A 17,000-nucleotide genomic window follows, 5' to 3' on the forward strand; every position below is an offset into this window, starting at 1 on the left:
GGAGGAGCCCAACGTGAACAGTCGTAACGAGATCTTCCTGACCCTGCGCGATGCGCTGGTTGAACTGTTCGAACTCGAACCCGAGCGCATCAGCCTGGAATCCAATCTGTACCAGGACCTGGAAATCGACAGCATCGACGCGGTCGACTTGATCGATCACATCAAGCGCCAGACCGGCAAGAAAATCGCCGCTGAAGAATTCAAATCCGTACGCACCGTGGGTGATGTGGTCGAGGCCGTGCACCGTCTGGTGAATCAAGAAACGGCCTGAGCCGGACATTAACGAACGATGCCAGTCTCGCCCGGTTCGGTTTGCCAAGCGGGTGACGGCTGTGGCTGCGCAACCAAACGGGTCACCGGAACGTACGCGATGCAAGCTCCCGCTCAAACAGGCAAGGCAACTGCCGGCCGGCTGATTGGTTTTGGCCTGGTACTGGTCGGCCTCGCCTATCCGTTCGCGGTGTACTTGGGCAAGGAGCACCTGTCGCCGCGATTGTTCGCACTGTTGCTCGGCGCGCTCTGGCTGGCACGAATACTAAGCGGCAAACAGACCCCGCTGACCCGTGCGATGGCTGCCGCGGCGTTGTTGTTCTGCTTGCTGCTGGGATTGGCTGACAGTAATGCACTGCTGCTGTGGTATCCGGTGCTGATCAATCTGGCGCTGCTCGGTCTGTTCGCCGGCAGTCTTTATTCCGGCATGCCAGTCATCGAGCGCCTGGCACGCTTGAGCGAACCTGAGCTGCCGCCCGCCGCCGTCCGATATACGCGCCAAGTGACTTGGCTGTGGGTGGCATTCTTCATAATTAACGCCAGCATCGCCACAGGCCTTGCGCTCTGGGGGCCGCTGAGCTGGTGGACCCTGTACACCGGGCTGATCGCGTATCTCCTGATGGGTCTACTGTTCGCCGGAGAATGGCTGGTGCGCCAGCGGGTCAGGAACGCTAAATGAACTGGATTGCCCTGGAGCATCTGCTCGACCAGGCCCCGAACAACCGCACGGTAGCGCTGCAACCTACGCTCCAGCATGCCGAGCTGCGCGAGCAGGCGTTGCGTCTGGCGGGTGGTTTACGTGACCGCGGCGTTCGCCGGATCGCGGTTCATCTGGAGGATGCCGCCGAGCTGGCCATCGCCCTGCTGGGCGCCTGGCGCGCCGGCGTAACCGTGCTGCTACCGGCGGATCTGCAGCCGGCCAATCGTGCGCGCCTTGAGGATCAAGTCGAGCTCTGGCTAACGGACCAGAACGGCGACGTCGGGCTCGCCGATCTTTTTGCCGAACCGCTCGCCGGCGCACCGCTGGATCTCGATCAATGCCAGCTGCTGCTCTGCACTTCCGGCTCCAGCGGCGAGCCCAAACTGATCGAAAAACGCCTGCGACAGCTGGCCAATGAAGTGACGACGCTCGAGGAATGCTGGGGCGCCGATCTCGGTAGCGCCTGCATCATCGGCAGCGTCGCAGCGCAGCACATCTATGGGCTGCTGTTCCGCGTGCTTTGGCCGCTCTGTGCCGGGCGCATCTTTCTACGCAGGGCGCTGCCCTTCCCCGAAGATCTGCAGTTGGCCAGCCGTGAGCAGGCTAGCTTCTGCTGGGTGGCCAGCCCGGCATTGCTCAAACGTATGGGTGACAATCTCGATTGGCCGGGATTGCGCAGCGTGCGCCGGGTATTTTCTTCCGGCGGCCCGCTCGACGCCGACGCAGCGGTGCGGCTGCAACAGCGCCTTGGCCAGGCCCCAACGGAAATCTATGGCAGCTCGGAAACCGGCGGTATCGCCTGGCGTCAGGGCGGCAGACTGTGGCAACCCTTCGCCGCCGTCCAACTGAGCCAGGACGAGCAGGGCGCACTGCAGGTGGCTTCGCCCTGCCTGCCGGAGGGGCATATCGAACAGACCGCCGACGCCGCCCGCATCGAGGCCGATGGCCGCTTCGAACTGCTCGGCCGCCTGGATCGCATCGTCAAGCTGGAAGAAAAACGCATCTCGCTGCCGATGCTGGAAAGCGCACTGGCCAACCATCCCTACGTCAACGAAGCGCGGCTCGGAGTAATCAATGACAACCGTGCCTACCTCGGCGCGCTGGTCGCGCTCAGTGACGTCGGCCTGCATACGTTACGCAATGGCGGTCGGCGCGCACTGACCGAAGCGCTACGCAAGCATCTGGCGGCGCATTGCGAGGCACTGGCGCTACCGCGACGCTGGCGCCTGGTCCGACAGCTCCCGTACAACGCGCAGGGCAAATTACCGCAAGCGCAACTCGATGCTCTACTACAGGCGCCCCGTACGAAGCAGCCGGAACGCCTGAGCGCAAGCCAAAGCGATGATCAATGGCAGCTGGAACTGGGCATTCCGCCGGACCTGGCGCATTTCACCGGGCACTTCCCGCAGACGCCGGTCCTGCCTGGAGTCGTACAGATCGATTGGGCCATGGCCCTGGCCCGCGAGCTGATCGAGGATCTTCCGCCGCGCTTCCAAGGCATGGAAGTGCTCAAGTTCCAGCAACTGGCCCGTCCCGGCGACCAGTTGCAGCTCACCCTTCGCTTCGATCGTGAGCGCGGCAAACTGCATTTCGCCTATCGCAACGGTGAAGCGCCCTGCTCGTCCGGACGCATTCTGCTGGGAGATCCCGCATGACCACTCTCACTCCGGCCGCGACGGTCATCAACGAGCCGCGCGAGGCGGTTCTAAACCAACAGTTGGCGCTGGCCATCGACGACGACTGGTTCAAGCCCTGCGTCGTCGTGCCGGTCTACAACCACGAGCGCAGCCTTCCCTCCGTGGTCCAGGCATTGCTCGCCGAAGACCTGCCTTGCGTCCTGGTTGATGACGCGTCTAGCCCTGTCGCCGCCGCGGTTATCGACGAACTGGCGCAACATCCATCGGTACACCTGGTGCGGCACCGCCATAACCAAGGAAAGGGGGCCGCGGTCGCCAACGGCCTGCGCGAAGCGTCTCGCCTGGGCTTCAGCCATGCGCTGCAGATCGACGCCGATGGTCAGCACGACCTTGGCTGTCTGTCGCTGTTTCTCGACCGTGCCAGCCAAGCGCCCGACGCGCTGATTTGCGGTTATCCGCAATACGATTCGAGCGTTCCCAAAGGCCGCCTTTATGCGCGTTATCTGACCCACGTATGGGTCTGGATCAACACGCTCTCGCTGTCGATTCGCGATTCGATGTGTGGCTTTCGCGTCTACCCGCTAAAGCCGACGCTAGCGCTGCTGGACACCACCGAGCTGGGCAAACGGATGGATTTCGACACCGAAATTCTGGTGCGTCTGCATTGGCGCGAGCAGCCGATGGTGTGGCTGCCCACCCGCGTTCACTATCCGGTGGATGGCGTGTCCCATTTCCGCCTGTGGCGCGACAACCTGCTGATTTCCTCGATGCATGCGCGGCTGTTTGGCGGAATGCTCCTGCGTGCCCCCAAACTACTTTGGCGCCGGTGGCTCGGATGAAGGAACAAGCCGCACCCAATTCGCATTGGGCCGTGCATCGCGAGCGCGGCAGCTTTGCGCTGATGAAATTTACAGCGCAGGCCGTGCGCCTGCTCGGCCGGCGTGCAATGGCGCCGCTGCTGCATGTGATCGTGCTGTATTTCTATCTATTCGGCCGCAGCGCCAGACAGAGCGCCTGGGACTATCAACGCAACCTCGCCAGCTGGAGCGGCCGGCGCGAGCTGGCGCCCAGCGCGCGGTCGGTCTATCGCCAGTTCATAGCCTTCGCCGACGCCCTTCTGGACAAGCTCGACGCCTGGGGTGGCCGCCTCGATCTGGATCGACTGGTATTACACGACAACGACAATCTGCACGCCGTTCTGCACGCGCCACGTGGCCAGCTGCTGGTCGGCTCTCACCTGGGCAATCTGGAAATCTGCCGGGCCCTGGCGGAGATGGGCCGCCGGGTGACCATGAACGTGCTGGTCCACACCCGCCACGCCGAGCGCTTCAATCGTCTGCTGGACGAATCCGGGGCGAACAATCTGCGCCTGATCCAAGTCAGCGAACTGGACCCAGCAACCATGCTTATGTTGTCCCAGCGCTTGGACGCCGGCGAATGGCTGGCCATCGCCGGCGATCGCGTACCGCTGCACGGCGGGCGGATCGCCAACGCTGACTTTCTCGGCCAGCCGGCAGCCTTTCCGCAGGGCCCATGGTTGCTGGCCGGCCTGCTGCAGTGCTCAGCTAACCTGCTGTTCTGCCTGAAACATGGCGAACGTTTTCACGTCTATCTGGAGCCCTTCGCCGAACGCATCCAGTGGCGGCGCAGCGAGCGCGACGCGGTGATACAGCAGTGGGTGCAACGTTACGCCGATCGCCTGGCGGCGCGCTGTCTGGACGCACCGATGCAGTGGTTCAATTTCTATCCTTTTTGGAATACCCATGAACAACGCCGCAACTGAGCCCGTAATCTTCGGCGAAAACCACCTGCGCATCGAAGATGTGCTGGCCGTCGCCCAAGGCCGTGCCGCCGCTCGGCTACAAGCTGACAGCACCTTCCGCGAGCGCATCGCTCGCGGCGCGCAGTTTCTCGACACGCTGCTGGATCGCGAAGGCGTGATTTACGGCGTGACCACCGGCTATGGCGATTCCTGCGTGGTAGCGGTGCCGCTGCATCAAGTCGAGGCGCTGCCACAGCATCTGTTCACCTTTCATGGCTGCGGCCTCGGCAAGCTGCTCGATGCCGAAGCTACCCGAGCGGTGTTGGCGGCCCGCTTACGCTCGCTGACCCATGGCATGTCGGGCGTGCGCATCGAACTGCTCGATCGTATGCAGGCTTTTCTCGAACAAGACATTCTCCCGCTGATTCCAGAGGAAGGTTCGGTGGGCGCCAGCGGTGACCTGACCCCGCTTTCCTATGTGGCCGCCGCGCTGGCGGGTGAACGCGAAGTCATGTTCCGCGGTGAGCGTCGTAGCGCCGCCGAGGTGCATCGCCAGCTCGGCTGGACACCGCTGACGCTACGGCCCAAGGAAGCCTTGGCGCTGATGAACGGCACCGCGGTAATGACCGGGCTGGCCTGCCTGGCCTTTGCCCGCGCCGATTACTTGCTGAAACTCGCCACCCGCATCACCGCGTTCAACGTGGTTGCGCTGGAAGGCAATCCCGAACATTTCGACGAGCGCCTGTTCGCCGCCAAGCCGCATCCTGGTCAGATGCAGGTCGCCGCCTGGATTCGCCAGGATCTGGCCATCGAGGCACCAACCGCGCCGTTGCATCGCCTGCAGGATCGTTACTCGCTGCGCTGTGCACCACACGTACTCGGCGTGTTGGCTGACAGCCTGGGCCTGCTGCGCCAGTTCATCGAGACCGAACTCAACAGCGCCAACGACAACCCGATCATCGATGCGGACAACGAGCGTGTACTGCACGGCGGGCACTTCTACGGCGGCCATATCGCCTTCGCCATGGACAGCCTGAAGAATCTTGTCGCCAACGTCGCCGACCTGCTCGACCGCCAGCTCGCGCTGCTGGTCGATACACGTTACAACCACGGCCTGCCGAGCAATTTGTCCGGCGCGCCGGCTGCCACGGCGATGATCAACCACGGCTTCAAGGCCGTGCAGATCGGCACCAGCGCCTGGGCCGCCGAGGCGTTGAAAAACAGCATGCCGGCCAGCGTTTTCTCCCGCTCCACCGAATGTCACAACCAGGACAAGGTGAGCATGGGCACCATTGCCGCGCGCGATGCACTGCGCAGCCTGGAACTGACTGAACAGGTCGCGGCCGCCACGCTGATAGCGGCCAACCAGGGCGTCTGGCTGCGCCAGCGGAGCGAGGGTGCACGCCCGTTGCCGACTCCGTTACAAGCGATGCACGTTGAACTAGGCGAGGATTTCCCACCGCTGATCGAGGATCGCGCATTGGAGAGCGAGCTGCGCCTGTGTTTGCAACGCATCCGCGCGCAACACTGGGGGCTTTATGCGTAAGGGCGGCGTTCTGCAGGCAGAAGTCGAGGTGCTGGTGCCGTTCTTCGACGTCGACTCCATGGATGTGGTCTGGCACGGCCATTACGTGAAGTACTTCGAGGTGGCACGTTGCGCCCTGCTCGATCACATCGGCCACAACTACACTCAGATGCGCGACGCCGGCTATGCCTGGCCGATCATCGACGTCCAGCTGCGCTACATGCGTGGCGCCCGCTTCAATCAGCGCATCGTCGTCCGTGCCGATCTGGTGGAGTGGGAGAACCGCCTGAAGATCAACTACCTGATCAGTGACGCCGACACCGGTGAGCGCATGACCCGCGGCAGCACCGTGCAGGTGGCCGTGGAGATCGCCAGTCGCGAAATGCTGCTGGCGTCGCCCAAGGTATTCGTCGAAGCCGTCGAGCGGGCACTATCGTGATGCGGCTGCTCGACCGTCCCGTCGTACACATCCTGTTGGTGCTGAGCCTCCTGCTAATGGCAGGGAGCGCCCACGCCTTTGATCTGGCGCAACTCAGTCGTCAATTGAATGAGCCTGCCGTGGTCCGCGGCAATTTCATCCAGGAAAAGTACCTGCGGGCGCTGCCCTTGCCGCTTACCAGCCGCGGCACCTTCGTGCTGGCTCGTGATCGCGGCCTGCTGTGGTTCCTGCAGGAGCCGTTGCAGCAGGATTATCGAATCAGCGACTCGGGCATCGCCCGGCGCGGACCCAGCGGCTGGCAAAAAACCGACCAACAGGGCGCCACCGCTCGCCAGAACGACTTGTTCCTCGCCGTACTGCAAGGCGACACAACCGCATTGCAGCGCGATTTCGAGCTGGAACTGAGCGGAACAGCGGAGGCCTGGCAGCTGATGCTGACACCACGCTCGCATTTGCTTGGGCAGATATTCAGCGCCATTCTCATTCGCGGCGGCGCAACGGTCGAGCGAATCGAACTTCTCGAAACCCAGAACGACAGCACCGTGCTGCTGCTGAACGACAACCAGATCGACGATCAGTTGAGCCCCACCGAACTTCATGACTTCGCCGACTGACAAAGCGCTCAGGCTGCCGTCCTGGCTTTCCTCGCTGTTTCTTCTGGCACTTCTCGGGCTGGTGGGGCTGACCGCCTGGCAATGGCGCAACGGCTCGCCGGTCAGCGCCAACCTGCTGCAGCTATTGCCCAGCGGCACTCCGGGCGCACTGGAGCAACTCGCCGAGCAGCGTATGCAGGAGCCGCTGAACCGCGACCTGATGCTGCTGATTCACCACAGCGATGAAGAAGTGGCCGTTGGGCTGGCCGAAGAGATTGCCGACAGCCTCCGCGCCAGCGGGCTGTTCGCGCAGGTTCGCCGCTCGGTGCAGGCCGACTTGCCAGCGGTGCGTCAGCAGCTACTGGACCAACGACTGGCGCTGCTCGGGCCGGTGAGCCGCGAAGCCTTGATCGCATCGCCGGAAGACTTCGTTCAACACCGACTGCAACGCCTGTACAACCCGTTCGACAGTGCTGGCATCGTGCCGATTGAACAGGACTGGTTCGGCCTCGCCGATCTGGCGCAACGGCAGCTGCCGCAACCGGGCAATATCCATCCGCGCCTCGATGGCATGCTGATCGCTGAACATGGCGGGCAGCGCTGGGCGGTCATCCATGCGCAAACCCATGGCGATGCGTTCGAAGATCGCCTGCCCATGCTGGTGGAGGATCTGGTCAGCGACGCCCGCCGTCGCGTCGAGGCAAATCAGGGCGAGCTGCTGGCCGCGGGCGGGTTGCTGCATGCCGCTTATGGGCAGCGACAGGCGCGCGAGGAGGCCAGCCTGATCGGCAGCATTTCGCTGGTAGCGACGCTCGCCTTGTTGCATGCACTGTTTCGTACACCGCGCGTCCTGCTGGTTGCGCTACCGGTCCTGGTCGGCGCGCTCAGCGGTGCCGCCGCCTGCATCGCACTGTTCGGCCAGATCCATGTGCTGACACTGGTGCTCGGCGCCAGCCTGGTCGGCGTCAGTATCGATTTCCCGCTGCACTATCTGTCCAAGAGCTGGACCTTGCAGCCGTGGCAGAGCTACCGGGCGTTGCGCCTGACGCTTCCAGGACTGGCGCTGGCATTGGCGACCAACGTCATCGGCTATCTGGCCATGGCGTTCACCCCGTTCCCGGCGCTGAGCCAGGTGGCGGTGTTTTCCGCCGCGGGCCTGCTCGGCGCCTTCGCCTGCGCCACGTGTTTGTTGCCATCGCTGCTGACCGCGCCGCTGCAGCCATGGCCCGCCCCACTGGGTTGGGCCGGGCATTGTTTGACGCTGCGCAATGCCTTGCTTCGCCGGCTCCCCACGCCGTGGCTGCTCGCCGGATTTGTGCTGTTCTGTATTGCCGGCGTCAGCCAAGTTTCCTTCAAGGACGATTTGCGCCAGTGGGTCAGCCGTGCGCCAGTGCTCCAGCAACAGGCCGAACGCATCGGCGAAATCACCGGCTTCGAACCGACCAGCCAGTATTTTCTGGTCCGCGCGGCGAATCCCGATGAGCTGCTGACGCGGCAGGAAGCGCTCGGCGTTCGCCTCGATGCGCTGGTTGCGGAGCAGAAACTTCACGGTTATTTGGCACTGAGCCAACTGGTCGCACCAACGTCGGCCCAGGAAAGCCTACATCTCGTGCTGCCGCACTTGCTGGAAGCCAGTCAGCCCCTACTGGAACTTGGCGTTACGCCCGAAATGCTCGACGCAGAGGTAACCGGCCTTCTGGCACAACCTCCGACGACCCTGGCAGATGTGCTTGCCGGACCGCTGGCAGAGCCATGGCGGCCGTTGTGGTTGGGCGTCCAAAATGATGGCTCGGTCGCTGGGTTGGTAAGCCTGCAAGGGCTTCGCGACAGCGCGGCGCTTCACGGCCTGGCCACCGATATCGATGGCGTCAGCCTGATTGACCGGCTGGCCGAACTGAACCGTCTGTTTGCCGATACCCAAGTCCAGGCCGCCCTCCTCAAACTGCTGGCCGCCGCGTTGATTCTCGCTTTGCTGTGCCTACCGTTCGGCTGGCGTGGTGCCCTGCGCTGCATTTCTGTGCCGCTGCTGTCGGCCCTCGGGAGCTTGGCCTGCCTGGGCTGGCTGGGTCAGCCGTTGACCCTGTTCGGTCTGTTCGGCTTGCTGCTAGTCAGCGCAATCGGTGTCGATTACGCCATTCTCATGCGCGAGCGAATTGGCGGCGCCGCCGTGAGTTTGGTCGGTACCTTGTTGGCGGCAGTCACTACTTGGTTGTCGTTCGGCCTCCTGGCCTTGTCGAGTACACCGGCGGTGAGCAACTTTGGCCTGGCGGTAGGGCTCGGTCTGGTGTTTGCCTTCGCCCTGTCGCCGTGGGCCGCCGAACCGGACGAGGAAGATGCATGCTGAGCTCGAAGCAAGCGGCCGCGCTGTTTGCACGGGCCCTTCAACTGAACCTGATTCCCTCAGCCTGCTGGGCTGCTTCCACCCTGCTGCCGGACGCGCTGGGCATCCGCCAGACATCAACCATCCCCTTTTGTCGAGTCAAGCAATGACCAAGGCATTCGTGAATCCTGAACAACGTAGCGTCGTCGTAATCGGAGCGGGGCCTTCCGGCGCCATCGCCGCCACCCTGCTCAAGCGCAAGGGCCACGACGTGCTGATCGTCGAGCGGCAGCGCTTCCCTCGCTTCTCCATTGGCGAGAGCCTGCTGTCGCATTGCCTGGATTTCGTCGAAGAGGCCGGGATGCTCGAAGCGGTCCGGGCCGCCGGTTTCCAGACCAAGCATGGCGCAGCGTTCGGCTGGGGCGAGCGCTACACCGATTTTGATTTCAGGGACAAATTCACCGAAGGCCACGGCAGCACCTATCAGGTTCAGCGCGCCGATTTCGACAAACTGCTGGCTGACCAGGCCGAATTACAGGGCGTGGAGATCCGCTACGAGGAAGAAATCATTTCGGTTGACTTCGAAGGCCTGCGCCCGTTGCTCCAGGCACGTCGTCTCGATGGCAGCGAATATGTGATCGAGGCGGACTTCATCCTCGACGCCAGCGGTTACGGCCGGGTGTTGCCGCGCCTGCTCGACCTTGAGGCGCCGTCGAATTTCCCGGTGCGCCGCGCCGTGTTCACCCATATCGAGGACAACATCGACGACCCGCGCTTCGATCGCGACAAGATCCTCATCACTACTCATCCCGAGCTTCGCGACGTCTGGTATTGGACCATCCCGTTCAGCAACGGCCGCTGCTCGCTTGGCGTAGTCGCCAGTGCCGAACGCTACGAAGGGCGGCCTCTCGACATGGATGCCTGCCTCAAGGCGTTCGTCAAGGAGGCGCCGAACCTCAGCGGCATTCTGAAGAATGCCGAGTGGGATACGCCAGCACGCTTGATCGGCGGCTATTCAGCCAACGTCAAAACGTTGCACGGTCCGGGCTTCGCCCTGTTGGGCAATGCGGCGGAATTCCTCGATCCGGTGTTCTCTTCAGGCGTGACCATCGCCATGCGTTCCGCGAGCATGGCAGCCGATGTGCTGCATCGCCAGCTGTCGGGCGAGACGGTGGACTGGGAAGTCGAGTTCGCCGCGCCGCTCAAACGTGGCGTGGATACATTCCGGACCTACGTCGAGGGTTGGTACGACTGCAGCTTCCAGGACGTGATTTATTACGAACACGCCCAGCCGGAGATACGTCGAATGATCAGCTCGATCCTCGCCGGCTATGCCTGGGACCTCAAGAACCCCTATGTCGCCGAATCCAAACGCCGCCTGCGTGTACTGGCCGAGCTCTGCGCGGCGGACACACCAGCATGAGCCTGTCGGCATGAACATGCTCGTTGTACGCATGCGAGCGCTGATATGGCTGCCGCTGCTGTTGTCACTCGCCGCTTGCGCCCAGCGCTTGCCGCTGCCAACGCAGACACCAGAGCTGCAGCTGCCCTTACAGCTGCATATTCAGCGCCACGGTTTCGGCGAAAGCCAGGACTGGCTGCTGGTCATTCAGCAGGACGGCGCCGCACTACGCTGGTCACTGCTTGATCCTTTGGGCATTCCGCTGGCACGCCAGCTTCTGAGCGACGGCGAATGGCACGCCGATGGTTTGCTTCCGCCCAACCCTGAGGCGCGCGAGTTGTTTGCCGCATTGCTGTTTGCGCTGACGCCGGCGGAGCAGTTGAGCACGCTGTATGCGAATACGCAGTGGAGTCAGCAAGAAAATGAACGAACGATGCGGCATGACGCTTCGTCGCCCTGGCGTGTGCGTTATCGACAGAATGACCGCTTCGAACTCGACGTCGGGCCGGCACTCACCTATCGTGTCGCCCCCATTGCTGCAGCCGCCGGAACCCGCCACTGATGACCGCTTATCTGAACGCCCTTGGGGTGATCTGCGCGCTGGGTCGCGGCAAGGCCGAGGTGGCGCACCGACTGCTGGCCGGAGACGGCTCCGGCATGCAGAACTGTCCAAAGAGGGTCGCCGGGCGCACGCTGCCAGTCGGCGCGGTAACTGCTGAATTGCCTTCGCTGGCGGGCGCCGAGTTGCACGATGCCACGCGCAACAATCAGCTGCTGTTGGCCGCGGCAGAAGAAATCCGCGCCGAAATCAGCGCGGCGATCATTCGCTTCGGCGCGGCCCGGATCGGCGTGGTCATCGGCACCAGCACGAGCGGCATTCAGGAAGCGACCCAAGGCGTCGCAGGGCTTGTCCGCGACGGACATCTGCCTTCCAGTTACCACTACCGTCATCAAGAGCTGAGCGCGCCGGCGAGCTTTCTCACCGATCTGTTTCAGCTCAGCGGTCCCAGCTATTCCATCTCGACGGCTTGCACATCCGGCGCACGGGCATTGCTCAGCGCCAAGCGTCTGCTGGATGCCGGCATCTGCGATGCGGTGCTCTGCGGCGGAGTCGATACGCTCTGCGACCTGACACTGCAGGGCTTTAGCGCTTTGGAGGCCACCAGCGAGCGGATCTGCAATCCGTTCTCCGTCTCCCGCGACGGCATCAACATTGGCGAAGCGGCGGCGTTGTTCCTGATGACCCGGGACGCAGCCCCTATCGCCCTGCTCGGCGGCGGCGCCAGCTCCGATGCGCATCATATTTCCGCGCCCGACCCGCAAGGCCAGGGCGCCATCGAGGCAATGCACAAAGCGCTGGCCAGCGCGTCGACTCGGGCGGAGCACATCAACTATCTGAACCTTCACGGCACCGCCACCCGCCACAACGACGCAATGGAAAGCGTCGCGGTCGCCGCGGTGTTTCCGGCCGGAGTGCCCTGCTCATCGAGCAAGCCCCTCACCGGACACACGCTGGGTGCCGCTGGCGCGCTGGAAGCCGCGTTCTGCTGGCTGGCCTTATCCGAGCACAACCCTACGCGGTTGCTCCCACCGCACTGCTGGGACGGCCAGCAAGACCCTGAATTGCCGCGCCTGAACCTAGTCGCAGCCGGCACGTCGATGGCAGCTACCGGCGCGCGGCGGATGATGAGCAACTCCTTTGCCTTCGGTGGCAACAACATCAGCCTGATCGTGGGGGACGCGCCGTGATCGACTGGCCGGTATCCGAGCTGCTGCCTCACGCAGGCGACATGATTCTGCTGGATGCGATCGAGGCATTCGACGCAGAGAGCATCGTTGCCCATTTGCAGGTTCGTTCTGGCGGCCTGTTCAACTTGGCCGACGGCAGTCTGCCAGCCTGGGTCGGCATCGAAATAATGGCCCAGACGGTTGCTGCGTTCGCCGGTTGCCAAGCGAGGTTGGCCGGCCAGCCGGTGGAGTTGGGCTTCCTGCTCGGCACCCGTAAATTTCAATGCAATGCAGAATACTTCCCCGTCGGTTGCCAGCTGCGTGTTCAGGCGCTTCGCTCGTTGCAGGATGACAACGGCATGGGTGTGTTCGAGTGTCATCTCGACGGGCCCGGCATCCATGCCGAGGCGCGTCTCAATGTGTTCCGCCCGCCCGAGGTGGCGAGCTATCTACAAGAGCCCACTCCATGACTGAAAGCATTCTCGTCACTGGCTCCAGCCGTGGCATCGGTCGCGCCATCGCCCTACGCCTGGCCAAAAGCGGCTACGACATCGTCCTGCATTGCCGTGCGCGACGCGACGAGGCCGAAACCGTACAAGCGCAGATTCAGGCGATGGGGCGTCAGGCACGGATTCTTCAATTCGACGTTGCCGACCGCGCTCAATGCCGCATGCAACTGGAAGCCGATATCGAAGCACATGGCGCTTACTACGGGGTGGTCTGCAATGCTGGTCTCACCCGCGACGGCGCCTTCCCCGCGTTGACCGAGGACGACTGGGACCTGGTGATGCGCACCAATCTCGATGGCTTTTACAATGTGCTGCAGCCGCTGACCATGCCAATGATTCGCCGCCGCCAGCCTGGGCGCATCGTCTGCATCACGTCGGTATCGGGACTGATCGGCAACCGCGGCCAGGTCAACTACAGTGCCTCCAAGGCCGGCGTAATCGGCGCAGCCAAAGCCCTCGCCGTCGAACTGGGCAAGCGCCGTATCACGGTCAACTGCGTTGCGCCGGGACTCATCGAGACGGACATGCTGGACGAAAACCTGCCCATCGAGGAGATGCTCAAGATGATTCCAGCCCAGCGCATGGGCTCGCCCGAGGAAGTCGCCGGTGCGGTGAATTTCCTGATGTCGGACGAGGCCGGCTACATCACGCGCCAAGTATTAGCGGTCAACGGCGGGCTGTGCTGATGAAACGTGTCGTCGTCACCGGCATGGCCGGGATCACTTCGCTGGGCAGCGATTGGGCTTCCATCGAGGGTAACTTCAGCGCCAATCGCAGCGGTATCCGCCGCATGCACGAGTGGGATCGCTTCACCGAACTCAATACGCGGCTGGCCGGCCCGGTGGACGATTTCGCCGTGCCCGGCCACTGGACGCGCAAGCAGCTGCGCAGCATGGGTCGAGTTTCGAAGCTGTCGGTGAAGGCTGCCGAGCAAGCATTGGAGCATGCCGGTTTGCTCGGCGACGGGTCGATTCGCGACGGCCGCATGGGTGTCGCCTGTGGCTCGTCCACCGGCAGCACCGAGGAGATCAAGGCGTTCGGCAATATGCTGCTGAACTCCGTGGCCGATGGGCTGAATGCCAACTCCTACATCCGCATGATGCCGCACACCACGGCGGCCAATATCAGCATCTTCTTCGGCTTGACCGGCCGTGTGATCCCCACCTCAAGCGCGTGCACCAGCGGCAGCCAGGGCATCGGTTATGCCTACGAGGCAATCAAATTCGGTCGTTTGCCGATGATGCTGGCGGGCGGTGCCGAAGAGCTCTGCGCCACCGAAGCGATGGTGTTCGACGCGCTCTATGCCACCAGCCTGAAGAATGACGCCCCTCACACATCGCCGCGCCCCTACGACGCCGGTCGCGACGGCCTTGTGATAGGCGAAGGTGCGGGCATGCTGGTGCTGGAAGAGTTGGAGCATGCCCTGGCTCGCGGTGCCACTATCCATGCCGAACTGATCGGCTTCGGCAGCAATGCCGATGGCTTGCACGCCACTAAACCCGAGCAGCTGACCATGCGTCGTGCGATGGAACTGGCGCTCGAGGATGCGGGGCTTCCAGCCGAGGCGATCGGCTACGTCAATGGCCACGGCACGGCCACCGAACAGGGCGACATCGCCGAGACGCTGGCGACTCAGGCACTATTCGGCTCACGCATGCCGATCAGCTCGCAGAAGAGCTTTCTCGGCCATACGCTAGGCGCCTGCGGAGCGCTGGAATCCTGGTTCAGCATCGAGATGATGAATCGTGATCGCTACATCCACACGCTGAACCTCGACAGCATCGATCCGCGCTGTGGCGAGCTGGACTATCTGACCGGCACACCGCGATCGATGCAGCATGAATACGTGATGAACAATAATTTCGCCTTCGGCGGCATCAATACCTCATTGATTTTCCGCCGCTGGGCTTGAGCGTTTACCCCCTCCAAAACACCGCAAGGAAAATGCAATGAAGAAAACCACATGGATCGGCGCCGCACTCGTGCTTTGTGCATTGCCCGGTATCAGCCAGGCCCGTGATACCACCCATTACCTGCCATTCGATCAGGTAGTCGCTGAAGCCACCGCCTCGGGCAAACTCGACGGCAGTGTCAAGTTCTACCTGGCCGGCAAGACGCCTGGCAGCGCGCAGGTCATCCGCCGAGATGTGTCGACCAGCAAGAAGACAAACGCCTTCAACAAGACCGACGAAGGCGCCTGCAGCTGGGCCCTGCAATCGGCGTTGATCAGCATGCAACAGGCAGCTAAAGCTGCCAACGCCAACGCCGTGGTGGACATTACAAGCAACTACAAGCACGTCGAATACAAGGACAGCCAGAAGTACGAGTGCCATGCCGGCGCTATCATGGCTGGTGTCGCGATCAAGGGTAATCTGGCCAAGGTCAAATAAGCCTGCTGCGCCCGGCCCCCTCGTGCCGTGCCGGGCGCGTGCTGACGTTTCGATCTCTCGCTTTTCTCTCCTCCGATTGTCAGTCGAGAACTGTACCCGACCGAACGAATAAGTGGACCCGCGAGTCAACAGAGTAGACCCGTTACTATCTTGAGGAGCAGCTCATGTTCGACAAACCGTCGCACAAATTCGAAGTCAATTACATCTTTCAGAACGACCCCCGCGTTCAGATCGTCGAGTCGGATGAAGAGCGTATGTCGCAGGGCAGCGCCGCGCGGCACCTGATTGAACTGCACAACGGCGATGCAGAAAACAGCCTGGTGATGCCCGATGCAGACGCAGATGAGGGCAAGTTGCTAGAGCAGGCCGAGGTGATGGGAATCACCGATATCCGAGTGACCAAGCTGATTCACGAGCATAAGCCAGGCACTACGCCCGGCCACTATCAACAGCCATAAACAAAAGAGCCGCTATAAGCGGCTCTCTTTTTCCATGTCAGCGGTGATATTGCGCCGATAGCTCGTGTACCGACTCGATAAATGCACCGGCATGGGCCGGGTCGACTTCTGGGGTAATGCCATGGCCGAGGTTGAACACGTGACCCTGGCCATGACCGAAGCTGGCCAGAATACGCCCGACCTCTGCACGGATTGCGTCCGGTTTGGCGAACAGAACACTGGGGTCCATATTGCCCTGCAGGGCAACCTTGCTGCCGACGCGTGCCCGTGCGGTGCCAATGTCGCATGTCCAATCGAGGCCTAGCGCCTCAGCTCCCGTATCGGCCATCGACTCCAGCCACAACCCACCTCCCTTGGTGAACAGGATCACTGGCACACGACGCCCGTCGTGCTCACGAATCAATCCATCAACGATCTTCTGCATATAAGCCAAGGAAAACTCTTGATAGGCCGCCGCAGAGAGGCTGCCACCCCAAGAGTCGAAAATCTGCACCGCTTGCGCCCCGGCGAGAATCTGCCCGTTGAGGTAGCTCGTGACCGACTGCGCCAGCTTGTCGAGCAGCGCATGCATGGCCTGAGGATTTTCGTAAAGCATGGCCTTGGACTTGCGGAAGTCCTTCGATGAACCGCCTTCAACCATGTATGTCGCCAGCGTCCAAGGACTGCCGGAAAAGCCGATCAGCGGGACCCGGCCGTTCAGTTCACGGCGAATGGTCCGCACGGCATTCATGACGTAGCCCAAATCCTGCTCAGGATCGGGAATCGGCAGCGCCTCGATGTCGGCCATGCTGCTGACGGTCTTTTTGAAGCGTGGGCCCTCACCGGTTTCGAAGTACAGGCCCAGGCCCATGGCGTCCGGCACGGTGAGGATATCGGAGAAGAGAATCGCAGCGTCCAGCGGATAGCGATCCAGTGGCTGCAGCGTGACCTCGCAGGCCAACTCGGGATTCATGCACAAGCTCATGAAGTCGCCCGCCTTGCTACGGCTGGCCCGATACTCGGGGAGGTAGCGTCCGGCCTGGCGCATCATCCACACCGGGGTGACGTCGACAGGTTGCTTGAGCAGGGCGCGAAGGAAGCGATCGTTCTTCAAGGCAGTCATGTCTGGGTTCCAGCAAAAAAGTGGCGGCATTGTCGCAAAGCGGAAAACAAAAGGCACGGCGAGTGCCGTGCCTTTTGTCTATAGGCCTGATTCAGGTCAGACGGGCTTGGTGCCGTAAAGCAAGCGTAGGGTGGATGTCGCTTTTTACATCCTCCTTGCCCCGCT

General features: G+C 62.5%; 19 protein-coding genes. 18 read left to right on the forward strand and 1 reads right to left on the reverse strand.

Annotated features, from left to right (window positions below):
* Positions 1–13 precede the first annotated feature (13 nt).
* From D7241_RS09055 to D7241_RS09140, 18 genes are all read left to right on the forward strand, one after another.
* Entirely contained in the window at positions 14–271 is a 258-nt protein-coding gene (locus D7241_RS09055; protein ID WP_408101251.1) for an acyl carrier protein, read from the forward strand.
* 99 nt (positions 272–370) lie between these two features.
* Positions 371–949, forward strand: coding sequence for a hypothetical protein (locus tag D7241_RS09060; RefSeq protein ID WP_408101252.1), 579 nt, complete (start codon positions 371–373; stop codon positions 947–949).
* On the forward strand, positions 946–2,625 hold the full coding sequence (locus D7241_RS09065; protein ID WP_408101253.1) for an AMP-binding protein: 1,680 nt from the start codon (positions 946–948) through the stop codon (positions 2,623–2,625). The genes D7241_RS09060 and D7241_RS09065 overlap by 4 nt, the downstream gene beginning before the upstream one ends.
* The gene (locus tag D7241_RS09070; RefSeq protein ID WP_408101254.1) at positions 2,622–3,446 is read left to right on the forward strand and encodes a glycosyltransferase family 2 protein; all 825 of its coding nucleotides are present in this window, start codon (positions 2,622–2,624) and stop codon (positions 3,444–3,446) included. The genes D7241_RS09065 and D7241_RS09070 overlap by 4 nt, the downstream gene beginning before the upstream one ends.
* Positions 3,443–4,390 carry a glycosyl transferase gene (locus D7241_RS09075; RefSeq protein ID WP_408101255.1) on the forward strand — a complete coding sequence of 316 codons (948 nt, stop codon included), beginning with the start codon at positions 3,443–3,445 and terminating at the stop codon, positions 4,388–4,390. The genes D7241_RS09070 and D7241_RS09075 overlap by 4 nt, the downstream gene beginning before the upstream one ends.
* Positions 4,371–5,915: a histidine ammonia-lyase gene (hutH, locus tag D7241_RS09080; protein WP_408101256.1), complete on the forward strand. Its 1,545-nt coding sequence runs from the start codon at positions 4,371–4,373 to the stop codon at positions 5,913–5,915. The genes D7241_RS09075 and hutH overlap by 20 nt, the downstream gene beginning before the upstream one ends.
* Positions 5,908–6,333 carry an acyl-CoA thioesterase gene (locus D7241_RS09085; protein ID WP_408101257.1) on the forward strand — a complete coding sequence of 142 codons (426 nt, stop codon included), beginning with the start codon at positions 5,908–5,910 and terminating at the stop codon, positions 6,331–6,333. The genes hutH and D7241_RS09085 overlap by 8 nt, the downstream gene beginning before the upstream one ends.
* Positions 6,333–6,947 (forward strand): outer membrane lipoprotein carrier protein LolA, encoded by a 615-nt coding sequence (locus D7241_RS09090; protein ID WP_408101258.1) that lies wholly within the window; start codon positions 6,333–6,335, stop codon positions 6,945–6,947. Before D7241_RS09085 ends, D7241_RS09090 begins: the two co-directional genes overlap by 1 nt.
* Positions 6,931–9,270 carry an MMPL family transporter gene (locus D7241_RS09095; protein WP_408101259.1) on the forward strand — a complete coding sequence of 780 codons (2,340 nt, stop codon included), beginning with the start codon at positions 6,931–6,933 and terminating at the stop codon, positions 9,268–9,270. The genes D7241_RS09090 and D7241_RS09095 overlap by 17 nt, the downstream gene beginning before the upstream one ends.
* Positions 9,264–9,416, forward strand: coding sequence for a hypothetical protein (locus D7241_RS09100; protein WP_408101260.1), 153 nt, complete (start codon positions 9,264–9,266; stop codon positions 9,414–9,416). Before D7241_RS09095 ends, D7241_RS09100 begins: the two co-directional genes overlap by 7 nt.
* On the forward strand, positions 9,413–10,669 hold the full coding sequence (locus D7241_RS09105; protein WP_408101261.1) for an NAD(P)/FAD-dependent oxidoreductase: 1,257 nt from the start codon (positions 9,413–9,415) through the stop codon (positions 10,667–10,669). The genes D7241_RS09100 and D7241_RS09105 overlap by 4 nt, the downstream gene beginning before the upstream one ends.
* 31 nt (positions 10,670–10,700) lie before the next feature.
* Complete coding sequence (locus D7241_RS09110) at positions 10,701–11,210, forward strand: DUF3261 domain-containing protein (protein ID WP_408102306.1); 510 nt, start codon at positions 10,701–10,703, stop codon at positions 11,208–11,210.
* The gene (locus D7241_RS09115) at positions 11,210–12,397 is read left to right on the forward strand and encodes a beta-ketoacyl-[acyl-carrier-protein] synthase family protein (protein WP_408101262.1); all 1,188 of its coding nucleotides are present in this window, start codon (positions 11,210–11,212) and stop codon (positions 12,395–12,397) included. The genes D7241_RS09110 and D7241_RS09115 overlap by 1 nt, the downstream gene beginning before the upstream one ends.
* A complete protein-coding gene (locus D7241_RS09120) occupies positions 12,394–12,846 on the forward strand; it encodes a 3-hydroxylacyl-ACP dehydratase (protein ID WP_408101263.1) in 453 nt (150 codons plus the stop codon). The genes D7241_RS09115 and D7241_RS09120 overlap by 4 nt, the downstream gene beginning before the upstream one ends.
* Positions 12,843–13,571 carry a 3-oxoacyl-ACP reductase FabG gene (gene fabG / locus D7241_RS09125; protein ID WP_408101264.1) on the forward strand — a complete coding sequence of 243 codons (729 nt, stop codon included), beginning with the start codon at positions 12,843–12,845 and terminating at the stop codon, positions 13,569–13,571. Before D7241_RS09120 ends, fabG begins: the two co-directional genes overlap by 4 nt.
* Positions 13,571–14,797, forward strand: a complete 1,227-nt coding sequence (locus D7241_RS09130; protein ID WP_408101265.1) for a beta-ketoacyl-ACP synthase — start codon at positions 13,571–13,573, stop codon at positions 14,795–14,797. The genes fabG and D7241_RS09130 overlap by 1 nt, the downstream gene beginning before the upstream one ends.
* A 37-nt stretch (positions 14,798–14,834) precedes the next feature.
* Complete coding sequence (locus tag D7241_RS09135; RefSeq protein WP_255980091.1) at positions 14,835–15,275, forward strand: excinuclease; 441 nt, start codon at positions 14,835–14,837, stop codon at positions 15,273–15,275.
* Between the two features lie 164 nt (positions 15,276–15,439).
* A complete protein-coding gene (locus D7241_RS09140; RefSeq protein ID WP_408101266.1) occupies positions 15,440–15,733 on the forward strand; it encodes a hypothetical protein in 294 nt (97 codons plus the stop codon).
* A gap of 37 nt (positions 15,734–15,770) precedes the next feature.
* On the opposite strand, the gene hemE is transcribed toward D7241_RS09140, so the two are convergent.
* Complete coding sequence (gene hemE / locus D7241_RS09145) at positions 15,771–16,835, reverse strand: uroporphyrinogen decarboxylase (RefSeq protein WP_408101267.1); 1,065 nt, start codon at positions 16,833–16,835, stop codon at positions 15,771–15,773.
* Between the last annotated feature and the right edge of the window lie 165 nt (positions 16,836–17,000).

The organism is Stutzerimonas sp. VN223-3 (assembly GCF_045999685.1).
GTDB lineage: Bacteria > Pseudomonadota > Gammaproteobacteria > Pseudomonadales > Pseudomonadaceae > Stutzerimonas > Stutzerimonas stutzeri_AR.

What these genes read in the sequence shown, in the direction of transcription:
- D7241_RS09095 (WP_408101259.1), top strand. Translation starts at nt 6,931, where the DNA reads ATGACTTCGCCGACTGACAAAGCGCTCAGGCTGCCGTCCTGGCTTTCC.
- D7241_RS09140 (WP_408101266.1), top strand. Translation starts at nt 15,440, where the DNA reads ATGTTCGACAAACCGTCGCACAAATTCGAAGTCAATTACATCTTTCAG.
- D7241_RS09100 (WP_408101260.1), top strand. Translation starts at nt 9,264, where the DNA reads ATGCTGAGCTCGAAGCAAGCGGCCGCGCTGTTTGCACGGGCCCTTCAA.
- D7241_RS09065 (WP_408101253.1), top strand. Translation starts at nt 946, where the DNA reads ATGAACTGGATTGCCCTGGAGCATCTGCTCGACCAGGCCCCGAACAAC.
- hemE (WP_408101267.1), bottom strand. Translation starts at nt 16,835, where the DNA reads ATGACTGCCTTGAAGAACGATCGCTTCCTTCGCGCCCTGCTCAAGCAA.
- D7241_RS09090 (WP_408101258.1), top strand. Translation starts at nt 6,333, where the DNA reads ATGCGGCTGCTCGACCGTCCCGTCGTACACATCCTGTTGGTGCTGAGC.
- D7241_RS09115 (WP_408101262.1), top strand. Translation starts at nt 11,210, where the DNA reads ATGACCGCTTATCTGAACGCCCTTGGGGTGATCTGCGCGCTGGGTCGC.
- D7241_RS09060 (WP_408101252.1), top strand. Translation starts at nt 371, where the DNA reads ATGCAAGCTCCCGCTCAAACAGGCAAGGCAACTGCCGGCCGGCTGATT.
- D7241_RS09110 (WP_408102306.1), top strand. Translation starts at nt 10,701, where the DNA reads ATGCGAGCGCTGATATGGCTGCCGCTGCTGTTGTCACTCGCCGCTTGC.
- D7241_RS09105 (WP_408101261.1), top strand. Translation starts at nt 9,413, where the DNA reads ATGACCAAGGCATTCGTGAATCCTGAACAACGTAGCGTCGTCGTAATC.
- D7241_RS09135 (WP_255980091.1), top strand. Translation starts at nt 14,835, where the DNA reads ATGAAGAAAACCACATGGATCGGCGCCGCACTCGTGCTTTGTGCATTG.
- D7241_RS09070 (WP_408101254.1), top strand. Translation starts at nt 2,622, where the DNA reads ATGACCACTCTCACTCCGGCCGCGACGGTCATCAACGAGCCGCGCGAG.
- D7241_RS09075 (WP_408101255.1), top strand. Translation starts at nt 3,443, where the DNA reads ATGAAGGAACAAGCCGCACCCAATTCGCATTGGGCCGTGCATCGCGAG.
- hutH (WP_408101256.1), top strand. Translation starts at nt 4,371, where the DNA reads ATGAACAACGCCGCAACTGAGCCCGTAATCTTCGGCGAAAACCACCTG.
- fabG (WP_408101264.1), top strand. Translation starts at nt 12,843, where the DNA reads ATGACTGAAAGCATTCTCGTCACTGGCTCCAGCCGTGGCATCGGTCGC.
- D7241_RS09085 (WP_408101257.1), top strand. Translation starts at nt 5,908, where the DNA reads ATGCGTAAGGGCGGCGTTCTGCAGGCAGAAGTCGAGGTGCTGGTGCCG.
- D7241_RS09130 (WP_408101265.1), top strand. Translation starts at nt 13,571, where the DNA reads ATGAAACGTGTCGTCGTCACCGGCATGGCCGGGATCACTTCGCTGGGC.